The following is a 22,487-nucleotide window of genomic DNA, read 5'->3' as shown; positions in this document are numbered from 1 at the left end:
CAAGTGGAGACTCGCGGAGCTGCGTGAGTGGCGTTGCCGACGCTGCCCGGTTGGCGTGGACCCCGATGCGCGCTACGGGGATCTAAGCCCGCATCCGCCAGCGATAGGCTCCTGTGGCCCCGTTAGGGCTGCGCAGGCCACGCCGGTCAAGATGGACACACTAAGAATGACGCAGCAAGGGAAATAAGGTTCTGACTCTTCGTATCACGAGGTGCATGCCTTCAGGGGTGGCACCGATTGTTCGAGTCTCGGGACGATGCCATAGCAAGATGGCGCCACCAGCGACGACCTCTAACCGCCGGGAGTGACAGTCTTGAAGGCAAGCGAAACCACCGTTCGAAATCTGTTGCAAGGTGAGCGGCAGTTCGCCGTGCCGCTGTATCAACGGCGGTACAGCTGGAAGCGCAACGATCTCCAACAGCTCTGGTCTGACCTCGTCCAAGTCTCAGGCGCGGGCGGGAATGCCACGCACTTCTTGGGATCACTGGTCCTCGCCCCGAGTCCGAGCAACACCCCTGCAAGCGTCCAGACCTGGTTGGTGGTGGACGGGCAGCAGCGTCTTACGACACTCGGGATCTTGTTGTGCGCGATCCGGGATCACATCCAGGAGGCGGAACCGCGCCTGGCCGCGAAGATCGACGATCTGTACCTGTTCAACAAGTACGCCTCGGGACTTGAGCGATACACCGTCCTGCCCACCAAGGCCGACCGGGCGTCCTGGATCGCGCTGTTGGAACGCGAGCCGGGGGCCGGTGGGGAGGACCTGGTCGGCAGCGCGTACCGGTTCTTTCGTGCGGCTCTGATCGGGTATGACGATCCAGACGACGATCAGGACGTTGCCCGGATCGAACAAGCCATCGCAGGGCAACTGAGCTTGGTCGAGATCGCTGCCCACGCGGACGACAACGTCCATCGGATCTTCGAGTCGCTCAATCACACCGGGCAACCACTCACTCAGGCGGACCTGCTGCGGAACTACCTGTTCATGCGGCTACCTGCCCGCGGCGACGAGGTTTACGAGCGGCAATGGCTGCCCCTGCAACAACTGCTCTCCGACCAGGAGCTCGAGGAGTTGGTGTGGCTGGACCTAGTCCTGCGCGGGGACGACCGTGCCACCCAGGAGTCCATCTACCAGAGCCAACAAGACCGGCTCCGGCAACTCCCGGACGAAGCAGCCATCGAAGAGTGGATCAGTGAGCTACACCGCAAAGCCCGACTCTTTCGTCGGGTTCTGGACCCGAGCCAAGAGCCGGACCCAACCCTGCGAAGAGCACTGGACCGTCTAAATAGGTGGGGCGTGGCTGTCGTCCACCCCATCGCACTACACATCCTTTCTGCGCACGAGCGCCGCGACCTGACCAGCGACGAAGCCGCCGCGGCGATGCGTGTCGTGGAGAGCTACCTCGTACGACGCATGATCGCCGGCGTGTCAAGCCAGAACAACAACCGACTCCTGATGACTCTGGTCAAGGACCTCACCAACGACGTCCCAACCGCCAAGGCGATCACGCGCGCCCTGTCCGGACAGCGCAAGCGGTTCCCCACCGACCAGCAAGTCCGCGACAGCGTCCTCGCGAACGCTTTCTATTGGCTCGGACGCGGACCGCAACGCACCTACGTCCTGCGGTGCATCGAAGAGGATTACCGAAACCTTGAACCGCTCGACTTCGACCGCGCCAAACTAACCATCGAACACGTTCTACCCCAGTCGCCCACGGAAGAGTGGCTGACGATGCTCCGGGGCGACCTCACCGCCGAGGAAACCGTCGAGGAGCTGCACAGCTCCCTCGTGCACACGCTCGGCAACCTGACCCTGACTGCCTACAACGCCAAGCTGTCCAACGACACCTTCGCTGCCAAGAAGCAGGTCTTGTCCGACAGCGGCCTTGCCATGAACCGGCGCATCGCCCAGGCCGACCGCTGGGGCCGTCGAGACATCCTCGCCCGTTCGCGAGAGTTGGCGGATCGCATCATCCGAATCTGGCCCGGCCCCGACGAAACCGCCGGGGTGGCCCCGACGCAACCACGTTGGTCTCTAATGAACCAAGTCATCGCCTCCATCCCCGCTGGCCGGTGGACCTCATACTCCGATGTCGCCGAAGTCATCGGCTCCCACCAAGTGGCCGTCGGAGCCCGCCTCGGCGCCGTCCGCATCGCCAACGGACACCGCGTCCTCAAGCTCCGCGGCGTTATCTCCCCCGAGTTCCGATGGGCAGATCCGGATCGCCACGACGACCCGCGCGTAGTACTCGAAGCAGAAGGCGTCCGCTTCGATCAGTGGAGCCGTGCTGCGGCCGACCAACGCATGACCGCCATAGAGCTCGCCCAAGCAGTAGGACTCGACGCCCCAGACGCAAGCCCCGCGGCGTAACCCGCCAAGACCGCATGTCATGATCCATACGGACGCCGCCCACCTGCGCAGGTCCCACACCCGCTGACCACCCTAGCAACCGCCTACGGCGCGATCATTCGCCTACGTACACGTCGGTGACCAGGGATAACCGCCCGGATGGTGCGCAGTTGTGGGCTGTATCGGGCCATCGAGATCAACCTGCGCTTCGGTCACGTTTGCACAGCTCAGAGGGTACGTAGAAATGCCTCTGGGGGCGCGTCTCGGCCCTCCAGGGTGGGGCTCGAACCTGCGCACGCGAAAACCACCGTCGGCCAAGCTCCGATGTTCCTGAAAGACCAACGCCCGGTCGCGACGTGGAGGGTAACGAGCTGGCAGCCTCGTTGTCTGGGCCGCACGACTACCTGGCAGGAATGGCTCGTGCTGCCACGCGTCGTGACAAGCTGCGGCGGCGCCCAGAGCCTTTGGATACGCCCGCGTCCAGTCCGAGCAGGCCGACTGTCGGCTCCGACGAGGTTCGCTTAGCTTTCGCATGTTCCGTCAACGAACTACGCTTCGGGTAGCGTCGCGTGCCGATGGCAGACCGTGTCAGGCATGGAGGCGCCCGACCGAGGAGACCGACGATGTTGACGTCGCATCCTTCGTCTTCGCGTAACTGAGCACGAGACGACCAGGCTCATCGCCTGGAGCCACGACCGCCCCGGACGCCTCGGCCGCCACCGCGGTCAGGTCCAGTGAGCCGGATCTGGGCTGGAGTCGGGGCCGCCCGATGCTGCTGCGCGACGAGCCGCGCGCGCTGGTGGTCGCGATCCTGGACACGCCTTCGCCAGGTGCACACGCACCTGCGCGAGGCGCTCGACCTCACCCGCACCGCCACTCCCGAAGGCCAGTCCGGCGAGGCAGCCACCCGTGACCTGCTCCTGTACTGCCACGGGTTCTGCGCAGCCCTCGACGCGCACCATCGGGGCGAGGAACACACCCTCTTCCCTACGACCAAAGCAACCCACCCGGAGTTGGAGCCCGTGCTCCACCACCTCACCCAGGACCACTCGATGATCGCCCACTTGCTCGCCGGCCTGCAGGCCGCGCTCGATCGGGCCGCACCGGTCACGGAGTTGGAACGTCACATCGAGGGCATCGCAGCCCTCATGGAGAACCATTTCCGGTACGAGGAACGTTAGCTGCTCACCGTGCTCGAGACACTCTCGCCGGATGCATTACCCGAGGAAGTCCTCGGCCCGTTGTGAGCAACCCGAGACCCCGGCGGGCCCTGCCGCTCCTCGTCGGCCGCCGAGATCGCCCCGCCTGAGGCCACTGGGGGCCGCACAACACGCGTTCCAGGCTGGGGATGCGTGACTGCCGGGCAATGACCGATCAACACGCCACAGGGGTCTTGTCGTTGGACAGCCGCCGCTGAAGGCTAAGCACATGGGCGTTCCGATTCCAGGGGTCACAGACTGGCGACCGTTCGAAGACTATGCACGTCGCTACTTCTCCGAGCTCTGGGGCCTCGACCTGCTGGAGCGCCGTATCGACGTAGCTGGACAGGTACCTTGGAAGTTCGATCTCGTTAGTCAAGACGCGCGCACGGTGGGCGACGCCAAGTGGTTGAAAAACATCGCAGTGCCGGCGGCGAAGTGGCAGGCCATCGCGGAGTACATCTGGCTGCTGCAGAAGGTAAAGGCAGACCGTGTTTTCATGGTGTTCGGCCAGGACATCGAGGTCGCCGAGCGATACCTGCGACGGGTGCGCCCGTTGACTGCGCCGGTGGAGTTCTACTTCCTCGACGGCTCCGGGCATATCCGCCTCTAGCAGCGCCGAAGTGGACCGGATGCGCCCCGACAGCAGCGCTGACAGCAACGCAGCCGGCCGGCAGAGGCCAAAGTGACTAACGCTGCTCGGCGACTGACGCCGCTTGCGCGCGAAGCCGGCCGCCGCAGCAGCCCCGCCATGGCCTAGACGGAAGTGAACAGAGTCCGGTAGCCCTCGTCATCTGGGTGGACGTGAGCGGTCCAGCCGAGCGAACGCCAGAAGCCGTCTGAAGTCTCGTCCAGAGACATTGCGACGACAGGCTGGCCGTAGTGATGCGCGATCTCCTCAACCGCCTGCCGTCCGTAACCACGGTCTGACCTGCGGAGGTCAATGCGAACTTCGATGAGGTCGATCTCCGTCCCGCCACCAACAGGGCATTCCCACGACGTGTATCCGCGGTACTCGCCAGAGCCCGGAAGGACCTTTGCTCGCACCACCTCCTCATCGTCATCCAGGAAGCGGGAGTAGGAAACCGGACTCTTCGCACTGCCGCTGCACCACCAAGAGGAGTTGAATCGCGCGTCCTTCACAAAAGCTGGAATCACATGCTCACGCCGAGGGGAGAGACTCTCGGTGACCACCTCGAAAGACAACGCCATGCGTGCATACTTCCATGGCCGACGCTCTGCGGCGAAAGGGACTGTTGATCAGCCGCCTGCAGCGGCCATCCGCCTAGTGGTCGAGGCGCGGAGCTTGCGCAGTGGCGTCGACCAAGGTGCGGTCGCTCTGGAAGAGCGCCTGCAGTCTCCGCAACGCCTCGACAAATCTCCAACACAGGTCGGCGATCCGAATGACGTCGTGGACGAACATGCCCGACTCCCCGCCGACCGCAGCACTACGGCGCCTCCCGAGGGGTGGCGGCGCCGAAGGGGAAGTCCGCCGCCTACGAAGCACTTCGCCACTTTGGCCTGCAACTCGCCGGCCAGAACACCGGCTGGAACGGACCCGGCTGGAGTCCCAGACACGGACCATGACCACGCAGCACGACTACCTTTGCACGGCACGCGCGAGGGCCTGGCGGCCCCCGCCAGGAGCGTTCGCTATCCCGTCAACGTTCGAGCGGCAACAAGCGAGGCCGGCCCTCCCGCGGTTGTCGGCCTTGTGGGCAGAGTAGCCACAACAAGTCGGGGCGCCTGCTGCGGAGCGAGTTGCAATCGCGAGCGGTTTGAGTAGACGCCTCAGTAGGGCGTCCGCGCTCGCTGATCCAGCAGCCGCCACGCCTTCTCGATCATCTTCACCGAGTGGTACGTCAACACGGCCATCTTCTCTACATCCGTGGTCGCGTGGAGGTACGCGACGCCCGGAGGAGCGCCCGGTATCTCGACATGATGTTGAAGCGACAGCATCGGCCAGAAGTCGCCGTGGGCGGTGCCGCTGCACAGGCTCCAGATCACCGTCGCGACTACACGGCCAAACTCCGTCTCGTCCCCGACCGTCTGCACGACCTCGGTTATGGGCAAGCGTTCGAGCGCTTGCTTGCGGTCGATACCTCTGCGGTCAGCGATCGCTTCGAGCTTGGCTAGACGTTCCCCGACCGGCCGGTTCGCTGCAACGCCCATGAGAACGCGGATCTTCTCGTCGCCTTTGATGTCCTTCGCCGCGAGACGCAGTGTCCGACAGATGCGGACGTTCCGGTTGTCCGGACTAAGGAGCCATACTGCGGTCGCTGCGTTTTCGAACGCGCCACGCAGGAGGGTGTACGGCGCGTAGAGGTGCAGCGTGGCCGCGTCTCGGACGACGGCCCGGTGGACCTGGATGTGGTCGACCGCCGTGCTGAGCGACCGCCAAGCGGAGTGAGAAACGTAGTGCGGGTTGGCATGGCGGTCGTCGCCGGCGAGCGGGCTGCCGGGCTGGACGTTACTGCCTCCGGAGGATGGGTCGACCCGCTTCGCCCAGTCGTCGACCACGTCGAGATCCCTGACCATCGCGTCGTAATGCGCCTTCTCCGAGTCCTCCATGGACGGAAGCGTGCCACCTGTCGCCGAGAACAGCCTCACATTTTCTACCGGTCGCTCGCGGTTGTCGTGGATCCCGCGAACACGACCGTCGAGACACGAACGTGACGCTTGCCCTAGCTGCGCCGGAACGCCCGCTTCCACCGCGGCTTGGACTCGGATACGGCGAGCGGCAAGACCCGCTGCGGTTGCTCCATACCGACCCGCGACCACTGAAAGCCGTGGAGGTCGATGAACTCGACCGCCACCTCCAGGTCCTCGACCTCTCCGAGGACGTCGACGAGTGGTGTGCGCACGTCGAACTGGCTGAGCGAGCTTGCCGGGATCGTGGTCCCGCCGCGAATTACCTCCGTCGTGATCATGTCGAAGGTGGTCGCATCGCCGGCACGGAACCAGATCTCGATGACCTGAATCGGCCCCGGCCCGTCGTTCACAACACGCAGAATGCACCGGTCGTCGAGCGTCGTCTCGACATGGGTAGAGACGAGGCGCGCATGGGACGCTTCGGCGTCACGTCGTTCCGCGTCGGCCCGCGCGTCGGCAAGTCGGCGCTGCCGGACCTCCCAGAACAGACCACCGGCGACGATCGTTCCAGCGATGCCGGCGAGCCAGTCCGGCAACGATCCCCAGTCGACAGCCACCCGGCGAGGCTAGGGCCTCGTCGCGGCAACGTGGCATCCGTCGAACGTCTCTTAGTCGCCCATGGAATCGCGCCGAACGGTCGACGACGTGCCATGGCTGTCAGGTCCAAACTGGAGCGCATGCCAGCAGCCGACTGGGTCAACCTCACCGCCAGTTCCATCATCGGAATTGGAGCTGTGACCGCGGCCGCCATCAACGCGAAGGCCGCCGTCCAAGCGGCCACCGCCGCGGAACGTGCCGCTGACGCTGCTGAAGCGTCGCGCTCTATCGCCGCTAGCGCCGAGCATGAGCGCCGGCGAGACCGGCTCACACCCGAGTTCAGCTTCGGCATCCGATGGTCGATGGGAGCGGACGAGGGGTGGTTTCACATCAACTTGGTCGGACCAACCGCACTGGAGCGTCTTGACTGGGCTCGCGTCACGATCCGCGACGACCAGGCTGGGAGACCTCAGGCTGCCGGATACCTGTACTCGCCCTACCGCCTCCGCTCCGGGGTCGATGGAGTCGACGAGGAGCGGCGGGTGATCGAGTTCAAGGAAGGCGTGCTCGTCACCGATCCCCTGGTTTGCTTCATCGAGCGGACCTTGGCGCCTCCGGGCGCCAACGACTTCATGTGGCGAAAAGATCAGCACAGCAAGCCGTTGCGATTGCTCATTGAATGCGGGAGGGGCGACCTGAGTTGGGCGCTACCGTACGAAGTCAACGTCCCAGGGCTCACGCAGATTCGGTGACCGGCTCGGCGCCCTAGCCCTGAAAGCCGATCCGCTCCAGAAGCTGCTCCGGAGACTACACCTCTTGACCTTCGCCGCCTTCGCCCGATTCGGGAATCGCCGCATCTCGCCGGTGACCACCACGGCGTTCTCGGGTAGCGCCGTGACCGCCTGGAGCGCGTCGTTGGTGTGTCCTCCGGACGGAGATCGCAGCGGAGGACTTGACTAGCAGTCCTATGTAATCGCGATGATGCACACCCATGCCGCCCGCGCGCAGGTCCCCACACCAGCTGGCCCCAGCAACCGCCTAAGGTGCGGTCAATCGCCGATGTAGACGTCCATGGCCAGGGACAACCGCCCGGTCGGTGCGCAGTTGTGGGTTGTACCCCGCCTTCGAGATCAACCTGCGCCTCCGCGGATATCCGACCAGCTCAGGGCCTATGCCTCGGCGCGTCTCGGGGCGCGTTTCGGGTCGTGAAGCCGCGTCTAGGTGAGGCATTAACCTGCGCTCGATCCACTCACCAGGATCTTGTTAACGCGGGGCTGAGCTTCCCCCGGGTTTCCGGACATCTGATCTGCGGCGACACTGGTCGCCGAGGGAGGAGTCTGGATGCCCGCACCACACCCACCGGAGTTCCGTCAGCGTGCGGTCGAGTTGGCCCGGCTGCGGGACAAGCCGATCCGCCTGGTCGCGAAGGATCTCGGTATCTCCGAGTCGTGTCTGCGTAACTGGCTGGCCCAAGCTGACGCCGACGACGGCAAGCGGGAAGGCTTGACCAGCGACGAACGTCAGGAACTGGCCGCGCTGCGCAAGGAGAAGCGGCGGCTCGAGGTCGAGAACGAGATCCTGCGTCGGGCCGCGGCCTTTTTCGCTCGGGAGAACGTCCTCCCAAAATGATCTACCCGGTCGTCGTGGACCTCGCTGCCCAAGGCATAGCGATAGCGGTGGCGTGCCGGGTCCTGGGAGTCTCGACGTCCGGGTTCTACGACTGGAAAGACCGGCCACCCTCGCCGCGGTCAGTCGCCGATGAGGCCCTCGGTGAGCTGATCGCCGACATCCAGCACATGTCGCGGGGCAGTTACGGGTCCCCGCGTGTCCACGCCGAGCTGCGCCTGGCCGCTGGGGTCCGCTGCGGCCGCAAACGCGTGGAACGGCTCATGCGCGCCGCCGGTCTGGAAGGCGTCTACCGCCGACGCCGGCGAGGATGCACGATCCGCGACCCACACGCCCGGCCGTCAGCCGACCTCGTGCAACGTCGGTTCACCGCAGACGGGCCGGACCGGTTGTGGGTCACCGACATCGAGCGCCACGAGGCGTTCTGCAACCGCCGGTGGTGGGAGGCCACCGCTGCCGGTCTGTCGCAGCAGGCCGGTGAAGCTGAGGGCAGTTCAGCCCCGGGGATGAGGGGTCTGGGCGGAAGCGGCCCTGACAACGACGAGGCGGGTCAGTACTGCCAGATGGCCCGGGCTCGGCTAGCGAGGCGGAGAGGCATACGTGAGGAACCAGCGGCTGAACGCTCCTCAAGAGAGCCACCAGCTCGAACCTGGCGGATCTGGGCTGGGTAGCAACGCGCACCCGCATGTCATGTCGTGCGGGGAACTCCTGGGCTGGGTGATGTCGCCGGTCGGGAGGCCACGATGAAGGTCTGCGGCGTAGTCGTGGCGATGTTGCAGGGGCATAGCTGGATGCCGGTCCCGTCGAACGGTTGTGGGATGAACGTGGGAACCGTCCCGGCGGTCCCGACACCAGGTGGCGGCCAGTTGCCTGGTGGGGAAGGCGCATTGCCCGCTGATGCCACCGGGATGGGGCGGAGGACCCGTAGTAGTCCGAGGCCGGGAAAGCCGGTCACATGGCGAAGGGGTCCAGCGTGTTCGCAGCAGTGACGCACGGCCAGGAGCCGCTGGTGAATACCGGCGACGGTGACCTCGGCTGGCCCGATCTGGGCGAGGCGGAGGCACGGGTACTGGTGATGCAGACCAAGCTGCACCAGTGGGCGGCGGCCGATCCGGGCCGCCGTTTCGATGATCTGCACAACCTTGTCGCGGACCCGGCGTTCCTCGTGGTGGCGTGGGACCGGGTGCGGGGCAATCGGGGTGCACGAACGGCTGGGGTGGATCGGGTCGTCGCGAGGTTCATCGACGACCTCGACGCACGCCAGCTGCTTGCGGGCTTGCGCCGAGACCTTCGGGGTTCGACGTTCGTTGCGCAGCGGGTTCGGCAGGTGTCGATTCCGAAGGCGGGCGGCAAGGTCCGCCGGTTAGGGATCCCCACCGTCCGGGACCGGGTCGTGCAGGCCGCGTTGAAACTGGTCCTGGAGCCGATCTTCGAGGCGGATTTCCAGCCGTGTTCCTACGGCTTTCGTCCGCGACGACGGGCGCAGGACGCGATCGCCGAGATCCATTACCTCGCCTCACCGACCCGCAACTACGAGTGGGTGTTCGAGGCGGACATCGTGGCGTGCTTCGACGAGATCGACCACACGGCCTTGATGGGTCGGGTGCGGCATCGCATCGGAGACAAACGTGTCCTGCGGCTGGTGTCGGCGTTCCTGCGCGCGGGGATCCTCGGTGAGGATCAGGTGACGCGGGAGACCCGGACCGGCACACCCCAGGGCGGGATCTTGTCACCACTGTTGGCCAACATCGCCCTTTCCGTGCTGGACGAGCACTTCGCCGCGAAATGGCAGGCGCTCGGTCCGGAATGGACACGCGCCAAACACCGGCGCGCCGGCGACCCGGTCATGAAACTCGTCCGCTACGCGGACGACTTCGTGGTCATGGTCGGCGGGCAACGCGCCCACGCGGAAGCGCTTTGGGCTGAGGTGGCGGCGGTGCTGGCTCCAATGGGTTTAACCCTATCGGTCGCCAAGACCAAGATCTGTCACATCGACGAAGGCTTCGACTTCCTCGGCTGGCGCATCCAGCGCCGCCCGTGGCCCGGTCGAAGCAGCAAACGCGCTGTCTATACCTACCCGTCGAAGAAGGCGTTGACCTCGATCGTCGAGAAGGTACGGACACTGACGCGCCGCGCACGACATCGAACACTCGCAGACCTGCTACGTCAGCTCAATCCGGCGCTGCGGGGCTGGTGCATCTACTTCCACCACGGGGTCAGCTCACGGACATTCGGCTACCTCGACCACTACGCGTTCTGGCGGGTGGTCGGATGGCTCCGTAAGCGGCATCCCGGGCTCAACATGCACACCCTGGTTCGGCGGTTCCTGCCCGGCTGGCAGATCCACGCCGAAGGGATCGACCTGTTCCGCCCCGCAACGGTGACGATTACCCGCTACCGCTATCGGGGAGCGCAGATCCCTACTCCATGGGCGAGAACGCGACCACGCGTCGCAGCCACCGGATAACACGTGGAGAGCCGGATGCGGTGGAAGCCGCACGTCCGGTTCGGCGGGCGGGCCGGGGAAACCCACACACCGAAAGGTATGCAGGGCGCCCCGGTCCGACCCGACACCCAGCACCGCACCCGCGAGGGCTGGGTCTACTGCGCCGTCGTCCTGGACGTGTTCGCTCGCCGGGTGGTGGGCTGGTCGATCGCCGACCACCTACGCGCCGACCACCTACGCGCCGAGCTGGTCGTCGACGCCCTGGAAATGGCACGCTGGCGCCGCCGACCCCCAGCCGGACAGACCGTGGTCCACTCCGACCACGGCACCCAAGGCGAATTCAATCGGTCGTCGCAACACCTCGATCACGGAGGTGTGCGATGGGTGGGAACATGAAGTTGGAGCGGGTGCCGGAAGGTGCGCGGAGGCAGTGGGCGGCGGACCGGGCGCTGCGGTCGCCGGGTCGGCCTGAGCCCTCGTGCGCTGTGCAGCGGGAGTTCTGGCGGCTGACCGCGGCGGGGATCACGACAGTCGAGGCCGCGCTTGGCGTTGGCGTGTCGTGGCCGGTTGGGGTGCGGTGGTTTCGCCACGCTGGCGGCATGCCGCCGATCAGCCTGGATGAGCCCTCGGGCCGCTATCTCTCATTCGCCGAACGCGAGGAGATCGCGCTGCTGCGGGCACAGGCCAAGGGTGTGCGGGAGATCGGCCGCAGTATCGGACGCGATGCGGGAACGATCTCGCGTGAGTTGCGACGAGCGCGGACGACGAGATAGACCGGGCTGGCTCGCCAGGGTACGGCGTTGCAAGGAATTGCGTCAGCGTTCGATGACCCTTCTCCTCGGCGAGGCCCGATCTCAGTAGCTCCTCGGTCATCGTCAGCACCGCTCGTCGACCTCTGACGCCACCACCTCGTCACCTGTCCAGACTGGTCTTGCAGGGCAAATTTGGACTTGAGCACGTCCCGGCTGATGTACAGGCGGCCCGGCCCTCGCGTCACGCGCCGCTGGCGCCGCAATCCGGGGCGGGCGGCTCGACCTCCTTTACTCCATCGCCGAGCCCGACGCCACGGCCCTGGCGCTGGCGCTGGCTGACCTAGCCGAAGGTATCGCGACGCTAGCTCTGACTCGCTGCGAGATGCGCCTGCACCACGGCTTTGAGCTCCTCGATTGCCAGCCTGCAACGAGCAAGCTGTTTGTCGTCTGCGTCGAGCAGGCCACCATGCGGAACGCTTGTTGCGGATCGGACGTACTCCTGTAGGAAGTCAAACTCCACAATGTACGCCTCCCACGCCCTGGTCACTTGCGGCGGACTAAGAAGCATAAGGCGGCCGCCGACCAGCGCGCGGTCCGGTCCGGTGCCGTGCATCTTCGCGCCTGGCTCTGTCAAACAGAAGAGCTCGCGCTCAGACATGGCGATGTCGGAGTACACATCCGCGTACAGGACCACTAGCGTGTCCTGCATCTGCGCTGCACGGTGGTGCACCGCCGCGTACCTCGCCCCCCACCTTGCCGCTAGGAGACCCACCACGACCGCTGCTCCGGCGCCGATCATTGCCCCGATGATCGATCCCCAAAAGTCTGCCACGCTGACATCGTGACAGGCCCATGCACAGCGGCACTCACAACAACAAGCGGATTGGCAACATTGCCGCCGTGATCCACAGTCCGCGCCGCGAGCTTGCGCAGGTTGCGTGGCGGCAGACCATCCACAAACCCCCTACGGCGCGGTCAATCGCCGACAAAGACGTCCGTGACCAGGGAGAACCGCCCGGGCGGTGCGCAGTTGCGGGTTGTATCCGGCCATCGAGATCAACCTGCGCGTCGACCGGTATCCGCCCAGGTCAGGGCCTGTGCCACACCGCGTCTCGGGGCGCGTTTCGGGTCGTGAAACCGTGTCGAGGTGGGGCTCGAACCTGTGCTCGATCAAACTTGGTAACGCGGGATTGCGTTTGCGGACGCGCATGGCTCGAGTGCGTGGAGCGAACGTGCGCGCCTCGCTCCATCGCCGAACTGAACTCGTGTCGGCGGCGAGCGACGGCGGGATAGTGCCGGGATATCCTCAGACGTTCCTGCGGCACCGTCGATCACCGACGTACGCGTCCGTGACCAGGGACAACTGCCTGAACGGTGCGCAGTCGTGGGGTGTATCCCGCCGCACTCTTAGACCTGCGCCTTGGCCTCGTTGGCCCAGCTCAGGACCTACGCCTTGACGCGTCTGGGGGCGCGTTTCGAGTCGTGACGGTCGCGTCGAGGTAGGGCTCGAACTTGTGCTCGATCAACTGACCACCACGCCGTTCGCTATCCCTCCAAACACGTAAATGGCAGGCTACGAGATATGCCCGACGACACATCGGTGCCACCGGTCAAACCTGAAGAAAAAGCAACAACTGATCGGGTCGCCGCTCCGCGAGGACCATCCGAGTCGATGGGTGCCGCGGAGGCAGACCCTGGTCGGCTGCTCGGTCGCTTGGAGACCGTTGACCCGCGGACGGTGTGGAAGCACGAGGCGCACGACTTCACGCGATGGCTCCTAAAGAACGCCGACGTACTCGGCGAAGCCCTCGGCATGGACCTCGAGCTCACCGAAGCCGAGCACAAGGTCGGCGGCTTCGCACTAGACCTCATCGGCACGGACCTGTCGACCGGCGACCGAGTAATTGTCGAAAACCAGCTCGACGCCACCGACCACACACACCTTGGCCAGTTGCTCACCTACGCCGGCGGCACCAGCCCCACCACCATCGTCTGGTGCGCGCCACGGTTCCGCGACGAGCACCGCGCTGCGCTGGCCTGGCTCAACGAACGGACCTCCGAGGAAACACGATTCTTCGGCGTCGAGATCGGCGTCGTCCGGATTGGCGCATCCCCGCCTGCACCACTGTTCCGGCTCGTCGCGCAGCCAAACGACTGGGGCAAACAAGTTCGAAGCAGCACCACCGGCCCCAACACCTTGACGCCGCGGGCAGCCCTCTACCAGCGCTTCTGGGGCCGCATGCTCGAACGACTCCAGACCGAGCACCCTACCTGGACAAGGTCCACCATCCCGACGACAGCGTCCTGGACGACACTGCCCGCAGGCACGACGATCGCCTCGTACGGCTACTCGTTCACCGCAACGCGTGCACTGCGCAGCGAGCTGTACTTCGGCTCACAAGACGCCGCCGCGAACCGGGCAGCGTTCGACCGCCTGGCCGCTGTGCGCCCGCAGTTCGAAGACGCCTACGGCCAGCCGCTGAGCTGGCAACCGCTAGAAGGCAAGAAAGCCTGCCGTATCGCGGATGACCGACCGAACAGCCCAATCGAAGACACCGACAGCTGGGAGGACTACATCTCCTGGCTCTTCGACGCGGGGTCTCGTATCCGCCACGCCCTCCGTACCATCGGCGGCCTCGCCGGCCAGGAAGGCTGAACCATCCAGGACCAATCCCATTGGCACGACGGACCAAGGTCCAGGCCAACGGTCATCGCGGCCATCGCGGCCAGCGGTCGGTCGACCACCGCTGCGCAAGGAAGCCACGTCACTGCCGTGCCGCTTGCCTGCGTCTTAAGCGGAATCCGAGCTAGCGGTAGGCAAACTGGTTGAGATTGAGGCGGCGATCACGCCCGGCGTCTCCTCACTGGAGGATCTCGGTCTGGATGGCACCGCCGAGCACACCGGCGGGGCAGATCGCTACCAGGGCCGTCACCACAGCAAAGGAAATCCTGGACGCACGATCCAGATCGGGTTTGAGGCGGTAGACCGCCGCCGCCATGAGCACCAACCCAGGAAGCATCAACTGGAAAGACCGTCCACCCTCAGCAATGCTGGTCGCCGCGACCACCAGCACGAGAGCGATCGCAAGCAGACACAGGTCGCCGAACCGAGCCGGCGCCACCTTCAGGTCCGTCACTCCGATCTCGAGAGCGGCCGCGACCTCCCCGCGGGTCCGGGCTGCCAGGACCGCAAGCACCACGTCCGTCGTCTCGTCGAGCGTCATCTCGCCCGCGGCGACCCGCTCGTTGATCATCCCCATGACGTGGTCCTTGTCCCGATCGGTGACCAGCTTCCGAGCGATCTGGGCCGCACGCCTGGCATCCTCGACGACTGCGGGTTCGCACGCGTCGATGTCGAAGTAGGACATCTGATACGCCCGTACGAAGACAACGTCGCCCACCCGCGATGGCAGCGGCTCCGAGGCGGCCCAATCGGGCCCTGGTGTAGACGCATCGATCCGCTGGAGAGCAATCCGTGACTGGCCGTCCTCGATCGTGATGCCCGTGATCGCGTAGAGCTTCCACCGACGATCGCGCACCGTGCTGGCGGACCGCGTGGCATTGAATTCGCGAAGGCTCGGTGCCTGACGCCCACCTGCCAGCGTCACTCGCCGCGTCGGATCGTCGGTACACGGATGCTTAGGCCAAGGCGGCCCGATCTCATCGAAGAAGACGCGGCTGCCGTGCCCACTGGAGTAGAAGTAGACCGACGCCCCGCAAACCGGACAGCGGGCATTCGGGCTGATCCACCCCACCCCCATGGCCACCTCTGAAGGTGACCCCGCGTAGCTCCGCCGAAGCGACGCCGACGACATGCCAGACGAGCGCGTCACCCCATGGGCACTCACCCAATGCCGGGTGCCGCCCTTTCCCGTTCGCCAATGCCCGCGACGTCGGTAACTCGTCACCAGGTCACCACCAGCCGCTGCGTCACCATGTCTGGACGTTAACCATCGGCCGCGCCTAGTTCGACGCACGGTCTACGCCTATCGCTCGAATGACACCCGCACGCCTAACCAGCCAGCAGGCGCCACGGACCTTCAGACAGCGTCCCGTTCTCAACGCCGGCCGTTGGGCAGTTCACTCGATTGAGCGAGCCCCGGCTCAGTAGTGGCTGGCGGCGGGAAGGATGCGGTCGTACCGGTCGGCGCAGACAGGAGGTGCCAGGTGATCAGCTGTGAAACCAGCGACCAGGTCGTGGTGGTCGACGCGATGATGTGGAAGCCCAGACCGGGTGCTGGACCGTCCACGGAGGCGGAGTTGGCCGCGGCGCGCGCCACGCTCCGAGCAATCCACGACCTGGCGGGCTGGAGCCCCTGGGTTGCGGAGGACCGAGCCGCGGAACTCGACGCCGCGATAGCGGTCATGGGCCGCTGGCAGCGGGCCGAGCCAGACCACCCCGCGATGTCCGCGGAGCAGTTGAAAGCCGACCTCGACCGGCAGATCGCCGACGACGCCGAGACGGCCCAGTTTGCGGCCCAGCAACAGCAAGTCCTGTTCGCCAGCCGACGCGCCGACTTCGACCCCAGCGTGACCGCATGCGACCACAGCCCGGAATTACTGGCCGTACCGAGGTGCCTGGTCATGTGCTGCGCAGGGGTTCGGTGGGCGGTACTGAGGCGGGCCCGGAGTGCGGGGTACGACCGACGACGGAGCCGATGAGCCGCGAGTAGGCCAGGTCGAGTCCCACTGAAGCCCAGGTCAGTACGACGGCCCGGCCTTGCGTGGCGACGAAGGCGTTGGTGACGAGCACACCCAGGGTCAGGCCTGTGATGCCGCCGACGACATCAACCTCGACACCACCTGTCCGCCCCGTGTTTCTGGCGCGACGAAGATCTGCTTGCGCGGTGCCTAATCGGTCTTCCCGCAACACCTCGCGGGCCCCTCAGTGTTCGCTGCTGAAGAACCGTAGCAACAGCGGGCCGACGGTCTGTGGGTCGACGACGTGATCCGGCCCCTCGAGGGTCTCCCGTTGAGCGTGGGGTAGTAGGTCTGCAAGCTCGTCGGCTGCGCGGTCGAAAAAGTCCGAGGGCAGGCCTGCCATATAGGGGACCGTGATCGGTCCTCCGGTGGTGACCAGGACCGGTTGGGTGACCGTTGCCAGTCGATCGGCCGGCAATTGGTAGCGGTTGAGGAAGACGCTGTCGTGGACCAGCGTGGGCGCGAGGGCGACCGAATGCGCCCAATGCGCCGTCTGCTTGCCTGCCGCTTTCCTGGCCGCGATGTTGTCGTCGGAGGCGCCGGACATGCGCATGAACAGTTCGAGAACCTCCTCGTCTCGCCCGGCGTCGAAGGCGCGTCGGGTGTCCGCGATGTACTCCTCGAATCGCGGGCGTATGTCGTCTCCGACCACGTAGGGCACCTCCCACACGGCGATCGTGTCGATGGCTGACCCGGCCGCGGCGGCTTCCAACGCCAGCGCTCCACCAGAGGACGCCCCGAACAGGTGTGCCGAGCCGCCCGCCTCCGCGATCAACGCATCCAGGTCCTCGATCTCCCTTTGCACGGCGTAAGGCTCGGTGAAGCCGCTCGCGCCGCGTCCCCGACGGGCATAGTTGTAGACCGTGAAGTGCTCGGCGAGAGCCGGCGCCAAGGGCGCATTCTCCACCCCGTCGTCGAGTGCCCCGCCCACCAGAATGACGGCCGGACCGCTTCCTTCCCTGCCGTAGGCGATGGTGGTGCCATCATTTGATGTCACGCGAAAGGCCATCTCGTTCATCTCACATCTCCGTTCGAGAGGTTTGTCTCAGCGCCTGAGCAGCGTGCCGACAACGGCCTCGGTGCGCGACCACCGCGCCCTTGCGATCACGGCCGCCACGACGAGAAAGGCGAGCGGCTGCCAAGGGCTCTGCTCGAGCACGAACTGATCGGTGATGACAGCACCGGTCAGCAATGCCGCCAACCCGAGACTGGCCAGGCCCGCTAGAGCCGGGATCAGAAGTCCAACCCCTCCCGCGACCTCCAGCGCTCCGACCAGGTACCGGAGCCACTGGCCAGCCCCGATGTCGGCGAACATGTCCACCATGACCGGGTCGCCGGCGAGCTTCGAGATTCCGCCGCCGGCGATTGTCGCCGCCAGCACGACTTGCAGAATCCAGACCCCGATGCTGCTCGCCCGCCCGGGCGTGTGCGCAACGGTTTCCGAGTTGTTCGTGGGGATGGTGCTCATTCGGCTCCCCTTGTCGTGTCCGGGCCTGGTACCGGTGATGGAATTGGCCGAGTAGGCCGGGTTGTCGGAGTTGATTTCGACCAAGTGCTCGCGGTAGCGGCATCTACTTCTTGTTGCGGTAGAGGACCATGGTGATGGGACCGAAGACCGCGACCAGAAGTACGGACGAGACGAGCACCCAGCCGATTTCCCCGGCGGGCACCGAGCCGTGCATCAGGCCGCGTACCACGGTTGCCAGGTGGGTGATCGGGTTGACCTCGATGACCGCCTGCATCCACCCGGGCATCGTCTTCGGGTCCACGAAGATGTTGCTCACGAACGTGAGCGGGAACATCACCATCATGCTGACCCCCGCCACCGAGTTCGGCGTGCGCAGGATCAGGCTGAGCATCGTCCACAGCCACGACAGGCAGAATGAGAACACCAGCAGCAGCGCGACCGAGAGCACCACGCCGACGGCGCCACCCTCCGGCCGGAACCCTAGGACCAGGCCGAGCGTGATCACGATCGCCGACCCGATCGAGTAGCGCATCACATCGCCGAGCAGGGCGCCGACCAGCGGGGAGGGTCGCCACACCGGAAGTGACCTGAACCTGTCGAACACCCCGTTCTGGATGTCGGTGTTCAGCGTTATGCCGGTGTTCATGGTGATCATGACGTTCGCCTGCACCAGGATGCCGGGCAGCAGGAACTGTAGGTACGCCTGTGTCGACCCGGCGAGCGCGCCGCCGAACAGGTAGGTGAACATCAGCGTGAACATGATCGGGAACATGGTCACGTCGACGAGCTGCTCCGGGACGTGTTTGATCTTCAGCAAAGCGCGCCAGCCGAATGTCAACGAGGTGAGCACCGGACCGGGGCTAGACGGCCGCTCGCCGGCCAGCACACTGCGCAGCGCGTCCTCGGTGACCGGCGCCGACGCCTGTTCTGCGGTCGTGGCATTCATGCGGCATCCTCCTGGGGTGTCTCCTCGGCGGCGTGTCCGGTCAGGGCGAGGAACACCTCGTCCAGGCTCGGCTGACCGAGCGCGAACTCGGTGACGTCGATGCCGCTGCGGGACAGCTCGGCCAGGGAACGGGTGACCCGCTCGGGGTCGGAGATCCGCGCGGACAGCGCGGCCGGGTCAGCGGACGGCTCGACCGGCACCTCGAGGACGCCGGCGAGGACCCGTTCGGCCTCGGCCCGCTGCTCGGGGCCACGGAGGCGTACGTGCAGCGAGCCGGCGCCGACCGATGCCTTGAGCTGGCCGCTGGAGCCCTCGGCGATGACCTTGCCGTGGTCGATCACCGCGATGCGGTCGGCCAGCTGGTCGGCCTCATCGAGGTACTGCGTGGTCAGCAACACGGTGGCGCCCTCGGCGACCATGCCCCTGACGATCTCCCACACCTGGTTCCTGCTGCGCGGGTCGAGCCCGGTCGTGGGCTCGTCGAGGAAGATCAGTTCGGGGGTGACGACCAGGCTCGCCGCGATGTCGATGCGCCGGCGCATCCCGCCGGAGTACTTCTTCACCTGCCGGTCGGCCGCGCCGGCAAGACCGAACGCGTCGAGCAGGTCGGTCGCCCGCTCCCTGCCTCGGCGGCGTGAGTAGCCGAGCAGCCTGGCGAGCAGCAATAGGTTCTCCACCCCGGTGAGGTCCTCGTCGACCGACGCGAACTGCCCGGTGAGGCCCACCCTGCTCCGCACCGCCTGGGCGTCACGCACGACGTCGTAGCCGAGCACTTGCGCCTCTCCGGCGTCGGGGCGCAGGAGCGTGGCCAGCATGCGGATCGTGGTGGTCTTGCCCGCCCCGTTCGGGCCGAGCACGCCGTACACGCCCCCGGCGCTCACGGCCAGGTCCACACCGGCGACCGCGTGGGTCTTGCCAAAGCTCTTCTTCAACCCTCTCGTCTCGATCGCGAGCTTTCCCATGGGTTCGAGTCCTTCTCTCGGTGTCGCGAACGGATTGGTTGAACTAGTCAAGTTTGACTACTTGGCCAAAGTACATGAGGAGGAACGACTAGTCAAGGTTGATTAGAAGCGCATCTTGAGGGGATCGGGGACCGTTCGCCACGAACCCGGATCATCGGCCATGGTGTAGGCGCCCTCAGACAGTCGTTTGCTCAGGCTCTTCGCCCACTCCAGTTCGGTGCGTGCGTGTCCCGCCCACAGTTCGGCCTGATCGCGGACGTGTTCGGGAATGCCGGGGCTCGGGTTCTCCCGCCACTTGGCCTGCTCTACGAGCTCCGCTTCCAGGCGCGCGACCCGCTCGTTAACGTGCGCGATGGCATCTGTCCTGGTCAGCATGGGCAACATGGCGATGGACGCGTTGAGCATGTCCGGGTCGTGGGTGCGCCGCAGACCGTCTCGGACCAGTTTGACTATCTCGTCACGTCCCCGAGCTGTCGCGCGGTACAGAACGCGCTCCGGCCCGGAGTTGCCCGGCTCGGCGTGTTCGGTGAGGAGGCCATCAGCCGACGCCTTCTTCAGCGCGTGATAAATCGAGCCGGGCTTGATCTTGGCCCAAATCTCCGCACGCCAGCTCTGCAGTTCGGACCGCACCTGGTAGCCATGCGCGCCGCCGGAGAGGTGCACGATACCGAGCACCAGGAGCTTCGTCGCCGACACGCGCCCACCTCCGATCAATCTGCTCGGACTCGCTCCGCTTGCGCGCCCGCCAGGGTGGAGTCAACTCCCACCAACACTAGGGTGCCCTCCTGGGCCGGGTGGTGTCAGCACTGACCTACAAACGGTGCTGGTGGAGACCTCCAAAGCCATGGGGGCGCGTTTCGGCTGTCGAGGTGGGGTCGAACCTGCGCTCGACCCACCGACCCGATTCTTATTGCGAGGCTGACGGTTGCCGCCGGTTCGCCGACGAACCCTCAGCTGACCGCGAACGTCTACGGGATCGAAGCGTAGAGCCTTACCTCATCGAGGACGATATGGCCGGACGCTCCTGGGATCAGCGCCGGTGGTCGTCATCGCGAGTATGTAGCGACTGGGATGGGTCACTGGCTCGGACAGCGCGTAGCTGGGCGGCAATGGCCTGCTGTTCGTCGGACAGCCCATCGGCCTGGTCGAGCCACCAGCCGGGTCCCCACCGCATGACCTTGCCGTACAGCGTCAGGACGAGGCCAGCTTCGAAGTCTGGTGCGGGACGGCGTACCGCTCGCACCAACAGATCCTCGTTCCGTCGCCACTCGTAGCGGCCCGCACCCGGTACATACTCCCCGGATCCCTGGTCTTCGAAGCAGTCGAAGAAGAGCCAGCCGGGCCTGTTAGCCCTGGCGTAGCAGAGCACACGCTTTTCAATGACGAGGCTAGGCGGCCCGTAGCAGGCTTCGACCTCACTGCGACGAACGTCCTGCCCGTCGAATCGTTGCAGGAGGCCCGCGTTGAGGTGGTCCCACTCGTCTGCGTCGAGCAGCCGCGTCACCTGAAGGTAAGCCAGGCGGTGGAACTGTTCTGCGAGGACTGAGGCGACCTCGGCCACACAGCTACGGTCTTTGCCGAACATCGCGATGAAGGGTCCAGCAACGCCCAGCTTCCCGTACGAGCTGAGCATCGTCTCGACCGCTGCCTGGTCGGCGTCGCGTTCGTCAAGGAAACATAGATCCGCGAGAAGGCCCCTGGCCATCCAGTCGAACGCCTGCCCGCTGCTCGCCCACATCCCGGGCCTCGTGACCATCGGCGGCACCCGGTCGAGCCAGCGTCGCCGAATGTCTGCCACTGAACGCATCGGCTCACGCTACCCACCCCGTGCGCAGGTCCCCACACCAGCTGCCCACCCAGCGACCCCCTACGGCGCGGTCAATCGCCCACATACACGTCCGTGACCAGGGACAACCGGCCAGACGGTGCGCAGTTGTGGGCTGTATCCCGCCGGGGGCACAATTTATCGATCGCTCCGCGAGCGAGAAATTGTGCTTATTTCTTGCCTGGGACCCGAGCCCCAGACCCCACGCCGCGGGGCTCCGCCCCGGGACGCCGCCCAGTCGTGGGCGCTGGCCCTCTTTGACCGGTTCGCGTTCGCGGCGGCGGTGACCTGGCCGATCCGGAGGTTTGCGCCCGCCTGCGGGCGATTCTCGGTCGCCTGTCGAGCAAGTGCCGGGTGGGATGCCGTTTCCGCTTTAACGCGCCGCAGTTCATGCGCTCGTCCCGCTCGCCGAACCCGTTCGATCGAGCGCGGGCCCAGCGGCTGCGTATTTGGTGGATGCGAGGTTGATGGCCGGGCCAGTCGACGGCGCCGGCTGGTCCTCGACCCCACATGTGGGTGCGGGACCACGCTCGTCGAAGCCATGCATCTCGGTCGGGACGCCCTCGGCCGGTTCACGGCCTTTGCCGAAGCGAACGTTGCCCACGCCGCGTCCCAGGCGCGAGCGGCACGGCGAAGGTCATAGTCGGCAACGCCACCCGGCTTCTCGATTTCGTACCCGTCTTCTCTCCGACGCCGACCTCGGCGGCCGTCCTTCAGGCAATCGCCGGCGCCCGAGGCTCGCACACGATCACTCCGGTGTGGACGACGCAAACGAGCTCAGGCGACCGTCAGTCGTCTGCTCCATCTTCAACTTCACCCCCAACTCGCAGATGTGGGGGGCGCTCCTTGCGGGGCCTTCCGTCCGGGGCTGAGCGTCACTGTCTATCTCGACGTCCACGCGGCAGGGCTAGGGCGGGAGGCTCAGGCGCCGCCACACGGTGTGCGGCCAGGGCGTCGGCTGCCTCTGCCAGCTCCCCGGCGCGCCCCGCGAATCGAGACGATTCGCCGTGGTGGCGAAGAGGG

At 65.9% G+C, this 22,487-nt stretch carries 20 protein-coding genes and 3 pseudogenes; 12 read left to right on the top strand and 11 right to left on the bottom strand.

Going from position 1 to position 22,487, the window contains the following annotated elements; genetic code table 11:
- The first annotated feature begins 313 nt into the window (after positions 1-313).
- From AB0J88_RS05005 to AB0J88_RS04995, 3 genes are all read left to right on the top strand, one after another.
- Complete coding sequence (locus tag AB0J88_RS05005) at positions 314-2,371, top strand: DUF262 domain-containing protein (protein ID WP_364352482.1); 2,058 nt, start codon at positions 314-316, stop codon at positions 2,369-2,371.
- Between the two features lie 713 nt (positions 2,372-3,084).
- A complete protein-coding gene (locus AB0J88_RS05000) occupies positions 3,085-3,531 on the top strand; it encodes a hemerythrin domain-containing protein (RefSeq protein WP_364352479.1) in 447 nt (148 codons plus the stop codon).
- Positions 3,532-3,778: 247 nt separating this feature from the next.
- A complete protein-coding gene (locus AB0J88_RS04995; protein WP_364352476.1) occupies positions 3,779-4,162 on the top strand; it encodes a hypothetical protein in 384 nt (127 codons plus the stop codon).
- Between the two features lie 143 nt (positions 4,163-4,305).
- Here AB0J88_RS04995 and AB0J88_RS04990 read toward each other — a convergent pair whose 3' ends face one another.
- The 3 genes from AB0J88_RS04990 to AB0J88_RS04980 all read right to left on the bottom strand — a co-directional run bounded on the left by AB0J88_RS04990 (position 4,306) and on the right by AB0J88_RS04980 (position 6,758).
- On the bottom strand, positions 4,306-4,761 hold the full coding sequence (locus AB0J88_RS04990; protein ID WP_364352473.1) for a hypothetical protein: 456 nt from the start codon (positions 4,759-4,761) through the stop codon (positions 4,306-4,308).
- 579 nt (positions 4,762-5,340) lie between these two features.
- Positions 5,341-6,120 carry a hypothetical protein gene (locus tag AB0J88_RS04985; protein ID WP_364352470.1) on the bottom strand — a complete coding sequence of 260 codons (780 nt, stop codon included), beginning with the start codon at positions 6,118-6,120 and terminating at the stop codon, positions 5,341-5,343.
- A 113-nt stretch (positions 6,121-6,233) separates the two neighbouring features.
- Positions 6,234-6,758, bottom strand: a complete 525-nt coding sequence (locus tag AB0J88_RS04980; protein ID WP_364352467.1) for a hypothetical protein — start codon at positions 6,756-6,758, stop codon at positions 6,234-6,236.
- A 120-nt stretch (positions 6,759-6,878) separates the two neighbouring features.
- Between AB0J88_RS04980 and AB0J88_RS04975 the strand changes: the two genes are divergently transcribed.
- The 6 genes and pseudogenes from AB0J88_RS04975 to AB0J88_RS04950 all read left to right on the top strand — a co-directional run.
- Entirely contained in the window at positions 6,879-7,490 is a 612-nt protein-coding gene (locus tag AB0J88_RS04975) for a hypothetical protein (protein WP_364352464.1), read from the top strand.
- A gap of 589 nt (positions 7,491-8,079) precedes the next feature.
- The gene (locus tag AB0J88_RS04970) at positions 8,080-8,367 is read left to right on the top strand and encodes a transposase (RefSeq protein WP_364352462.1); all 288 of its coding nucleotides are present in this window, start codon (positions 8,080-8,082) and stop codon (positions 8,365-8,367) included.
- Positions 8,364-9,035, top strand: coding sequence for an IS3 family transposase (locus tag AB0J88_RS04965; RefSeq protein WP_364352459.1), 672 nt, complete (start codon positions 8,364-8,366; stop codon positions 9,033-9,035). The genes AB0J88_RS04970 and AB0J88_RS04965 overlap by 4 nt, the downstream gene beginning before the upstream one ends.
- Positions 9,036-9,337: 302 nt before the next feature.
- The gene (ltrA, locus tag AB0J88_RS04960; protein ID WP_364352456.1) at positions 9,338-10,831 is read left to right on the top strand and encodes a group II intron reverse transcriptase/maturase; all 1,494 of its coding nucleotides are present in this window, start codon (positions 9,338-9,340) and stop codon (positions 10,829-10,831) included.
- A gap of 117 nt (positions 10,832-10,948) precedes the next feature.
- Positions 10,949-11,206: pseudogene (locus AB0J88_RS04955) on the top strand (DDE-type integrase/transposase/recombinase); the annotation flags it as partial.
- Positions 11,203-11,565 (top strand): annotated as a pseudogene (locus AB0J88_RS04950) (helix-turn-helix domain-containing protein); the annotation flags it as partial. The pseudogenes AB0J88_RS04955 and AB0J88_RS04950, both read left to right, overlap by 4 nt.
- A gap of 358 nt (positions 11,566-11,923) precedes the next feature.
- Here AB0J88_RS04950 and AB0J88_RS04945 read toward each other — a convergent pair.
- Complete coding sequence (locus tag AB0J88_RS04945) at positions 11,924-12,394, bottom strand: hypothetical protein (RefSeq protein WP_364352453.1); 471 nt, start codon at positions 12,392-12,394, stop codon at positions 11,924-11,926.
- A gap of 750 nt (positions 12,395-13,144) precedes the next feature.
- Here AB0J88_RS04945 and AB0J88_RS04940 point away from each other — a divergent pair.
- Positions 13,145-14,218 (top strand): DUF4268 domain-containing protein, encoded by a 1,074-nt coding sequence (locus tag AB0J88_RS04940; protein WP_364352450.1) that lies wholly within the window; start codon positions 13,145-13,147, stop codon positions 14,216-14,218.
- A 205-nt stretch (positions 14,219-14,423) separates the two neighbouring features.
- On the opposite strand, the gene AB0J88_RS04935 is transcribed toward AB0J88_RS04940, so the two are convergent.
- Complete coding sequence (locus tag AB0J88_RS04935) at positions 14,424-15,323, bottom strand: DUF1707 domain-containing protein (RefSeq protein WP_364352985.1); 900 nt, start codon at positions 15,321-15,323, stop codon at positions 14,424-14,426.
- Between the two features lie 406 nt (positions 15,324-15,729).
- Between AB0J88_RS04935 and AB0J88_RS04930 the strand changes: the two genes are divergently transcribed.
- Complete coding sequence (locus AB0J88_RS04930) at positions 15,730-16,224, top strand: hypothetical protein (RefSeq protein ID WP_364352447.1); 495 nt, start codon at positions 15,730-15,732, stop codon at positions 16,222-16,224.
- A gap of 223 nt (positions 16,225-16,447) precedes the next feature.
- Here the strand turns inward: AB0J88_RS04930 and AB0J88_RS04925 are convergent, their stop codons facing one another.
- The 6 genes from AB0J88_RS04925 to AB0J88_RS04900 all read right to left on the bottom strand — a co-directional run bounded on the left by AB0J88_RS04925 (position 16,448) and on the right by AB0J88_RS04900 (position 21,446).
- Positions 16,448-17,281 (bottom strand): alpha/beta fold hydrolase, encoded by an 834-nt coding sequence (locus AB0J88_RS04925; RefSeq protein WP_364352444.1) that lies wholly within the window; start codon positions 17,279-17,281, stop codon positions 16,448-16,450.
- 27 nt (positions 17,282-17,308) lie between these two features.
- Entirely contained in the window at positions 17,309-17,815 is a 507-nt protein-coding gene (locus AB0J88_RS04920; protein WP_364352441.1) for a DoxX family protein, read from the bottom strand.
- Between the two features lie 19 nt (positions 17,816-17,834).
- On the bottom strand, positions 17,835-18,677 hold the full coding sequence (locus AB0J88_RS04915; RefSeq protein WP_364352438.1) for an ABC transporter permease: 843 nt from the start codon (positions 18,675-18,677) through the stop codon (positions 17,835-17,837).
- Positions 18,674-19,639 carry an ATP-binding cassette domain-containing protein gene (locus AB0J88_RS04910; protein ID WP_364352435.1) on the bottom strand — a complete coding sequence of 322 codons (966 nt, stop codon included), beginning with the start codon at positions 19,637-19,639 and terminating at the stop codon, positions 18,674-18,676. Before AB0J88_RS04910 ends, AB0J88_RS04915 begins: the two co-directional genes overlap by 4 nt.
- Positions 19,640-19,741: 102 nt before the next feature.
- The gene (locus AB0J88_RS04905; RefSeq protein WP_364352432.1) at positions 19,742-20,335 is read right to left on the bottom strand and encodes a PadR family transcriptional regulator; all 594 of its coding nucleotides are present in this window, start codon (positions 20,333-20,335) and stop codon (positions 19,742-19,744) included.
- 334 nt (positions 20,336-20,669) lie between these two features.
- A complete protein-coding gene (locus tag AB0J88_RS04900; protein ID WP_364352429.1) occupies positions 20,670-21,446 on the bottom strand; it encodes a hypothetical protein in 777 nt (258 codons plus the stop codon).
- A 511-nt stretch (positions 21,447-21,957) separates the two neighbouring features.
- On the opposite strand from AB0J88_RS04900, the pseudogene AB0J88_RS04895 reads away from it, so the two are divergent.
- A pseudogene (locus AB0J88_RS04895) lies at positions 21,958-22,142 on the top strand (DNA methylase); the annotation flags it as partial.
- Positions 22,143-22,487 lie beyond the last annotated feature (345 nt).

Source organism: Asanoa sp. NPDC049475 (assembly GCF_040676915.1).
Taxonomy (GTDB): domain Bacteria; phylum Actinomycetota; class Actinomycetes; order Mycobacteriales; family Micromonosporaceae; genus Asanoa.
Note: the sequence above shows the minus strand (reverse complement) of the source record. Positions and strands in the feature narration are given on the sequence as shown.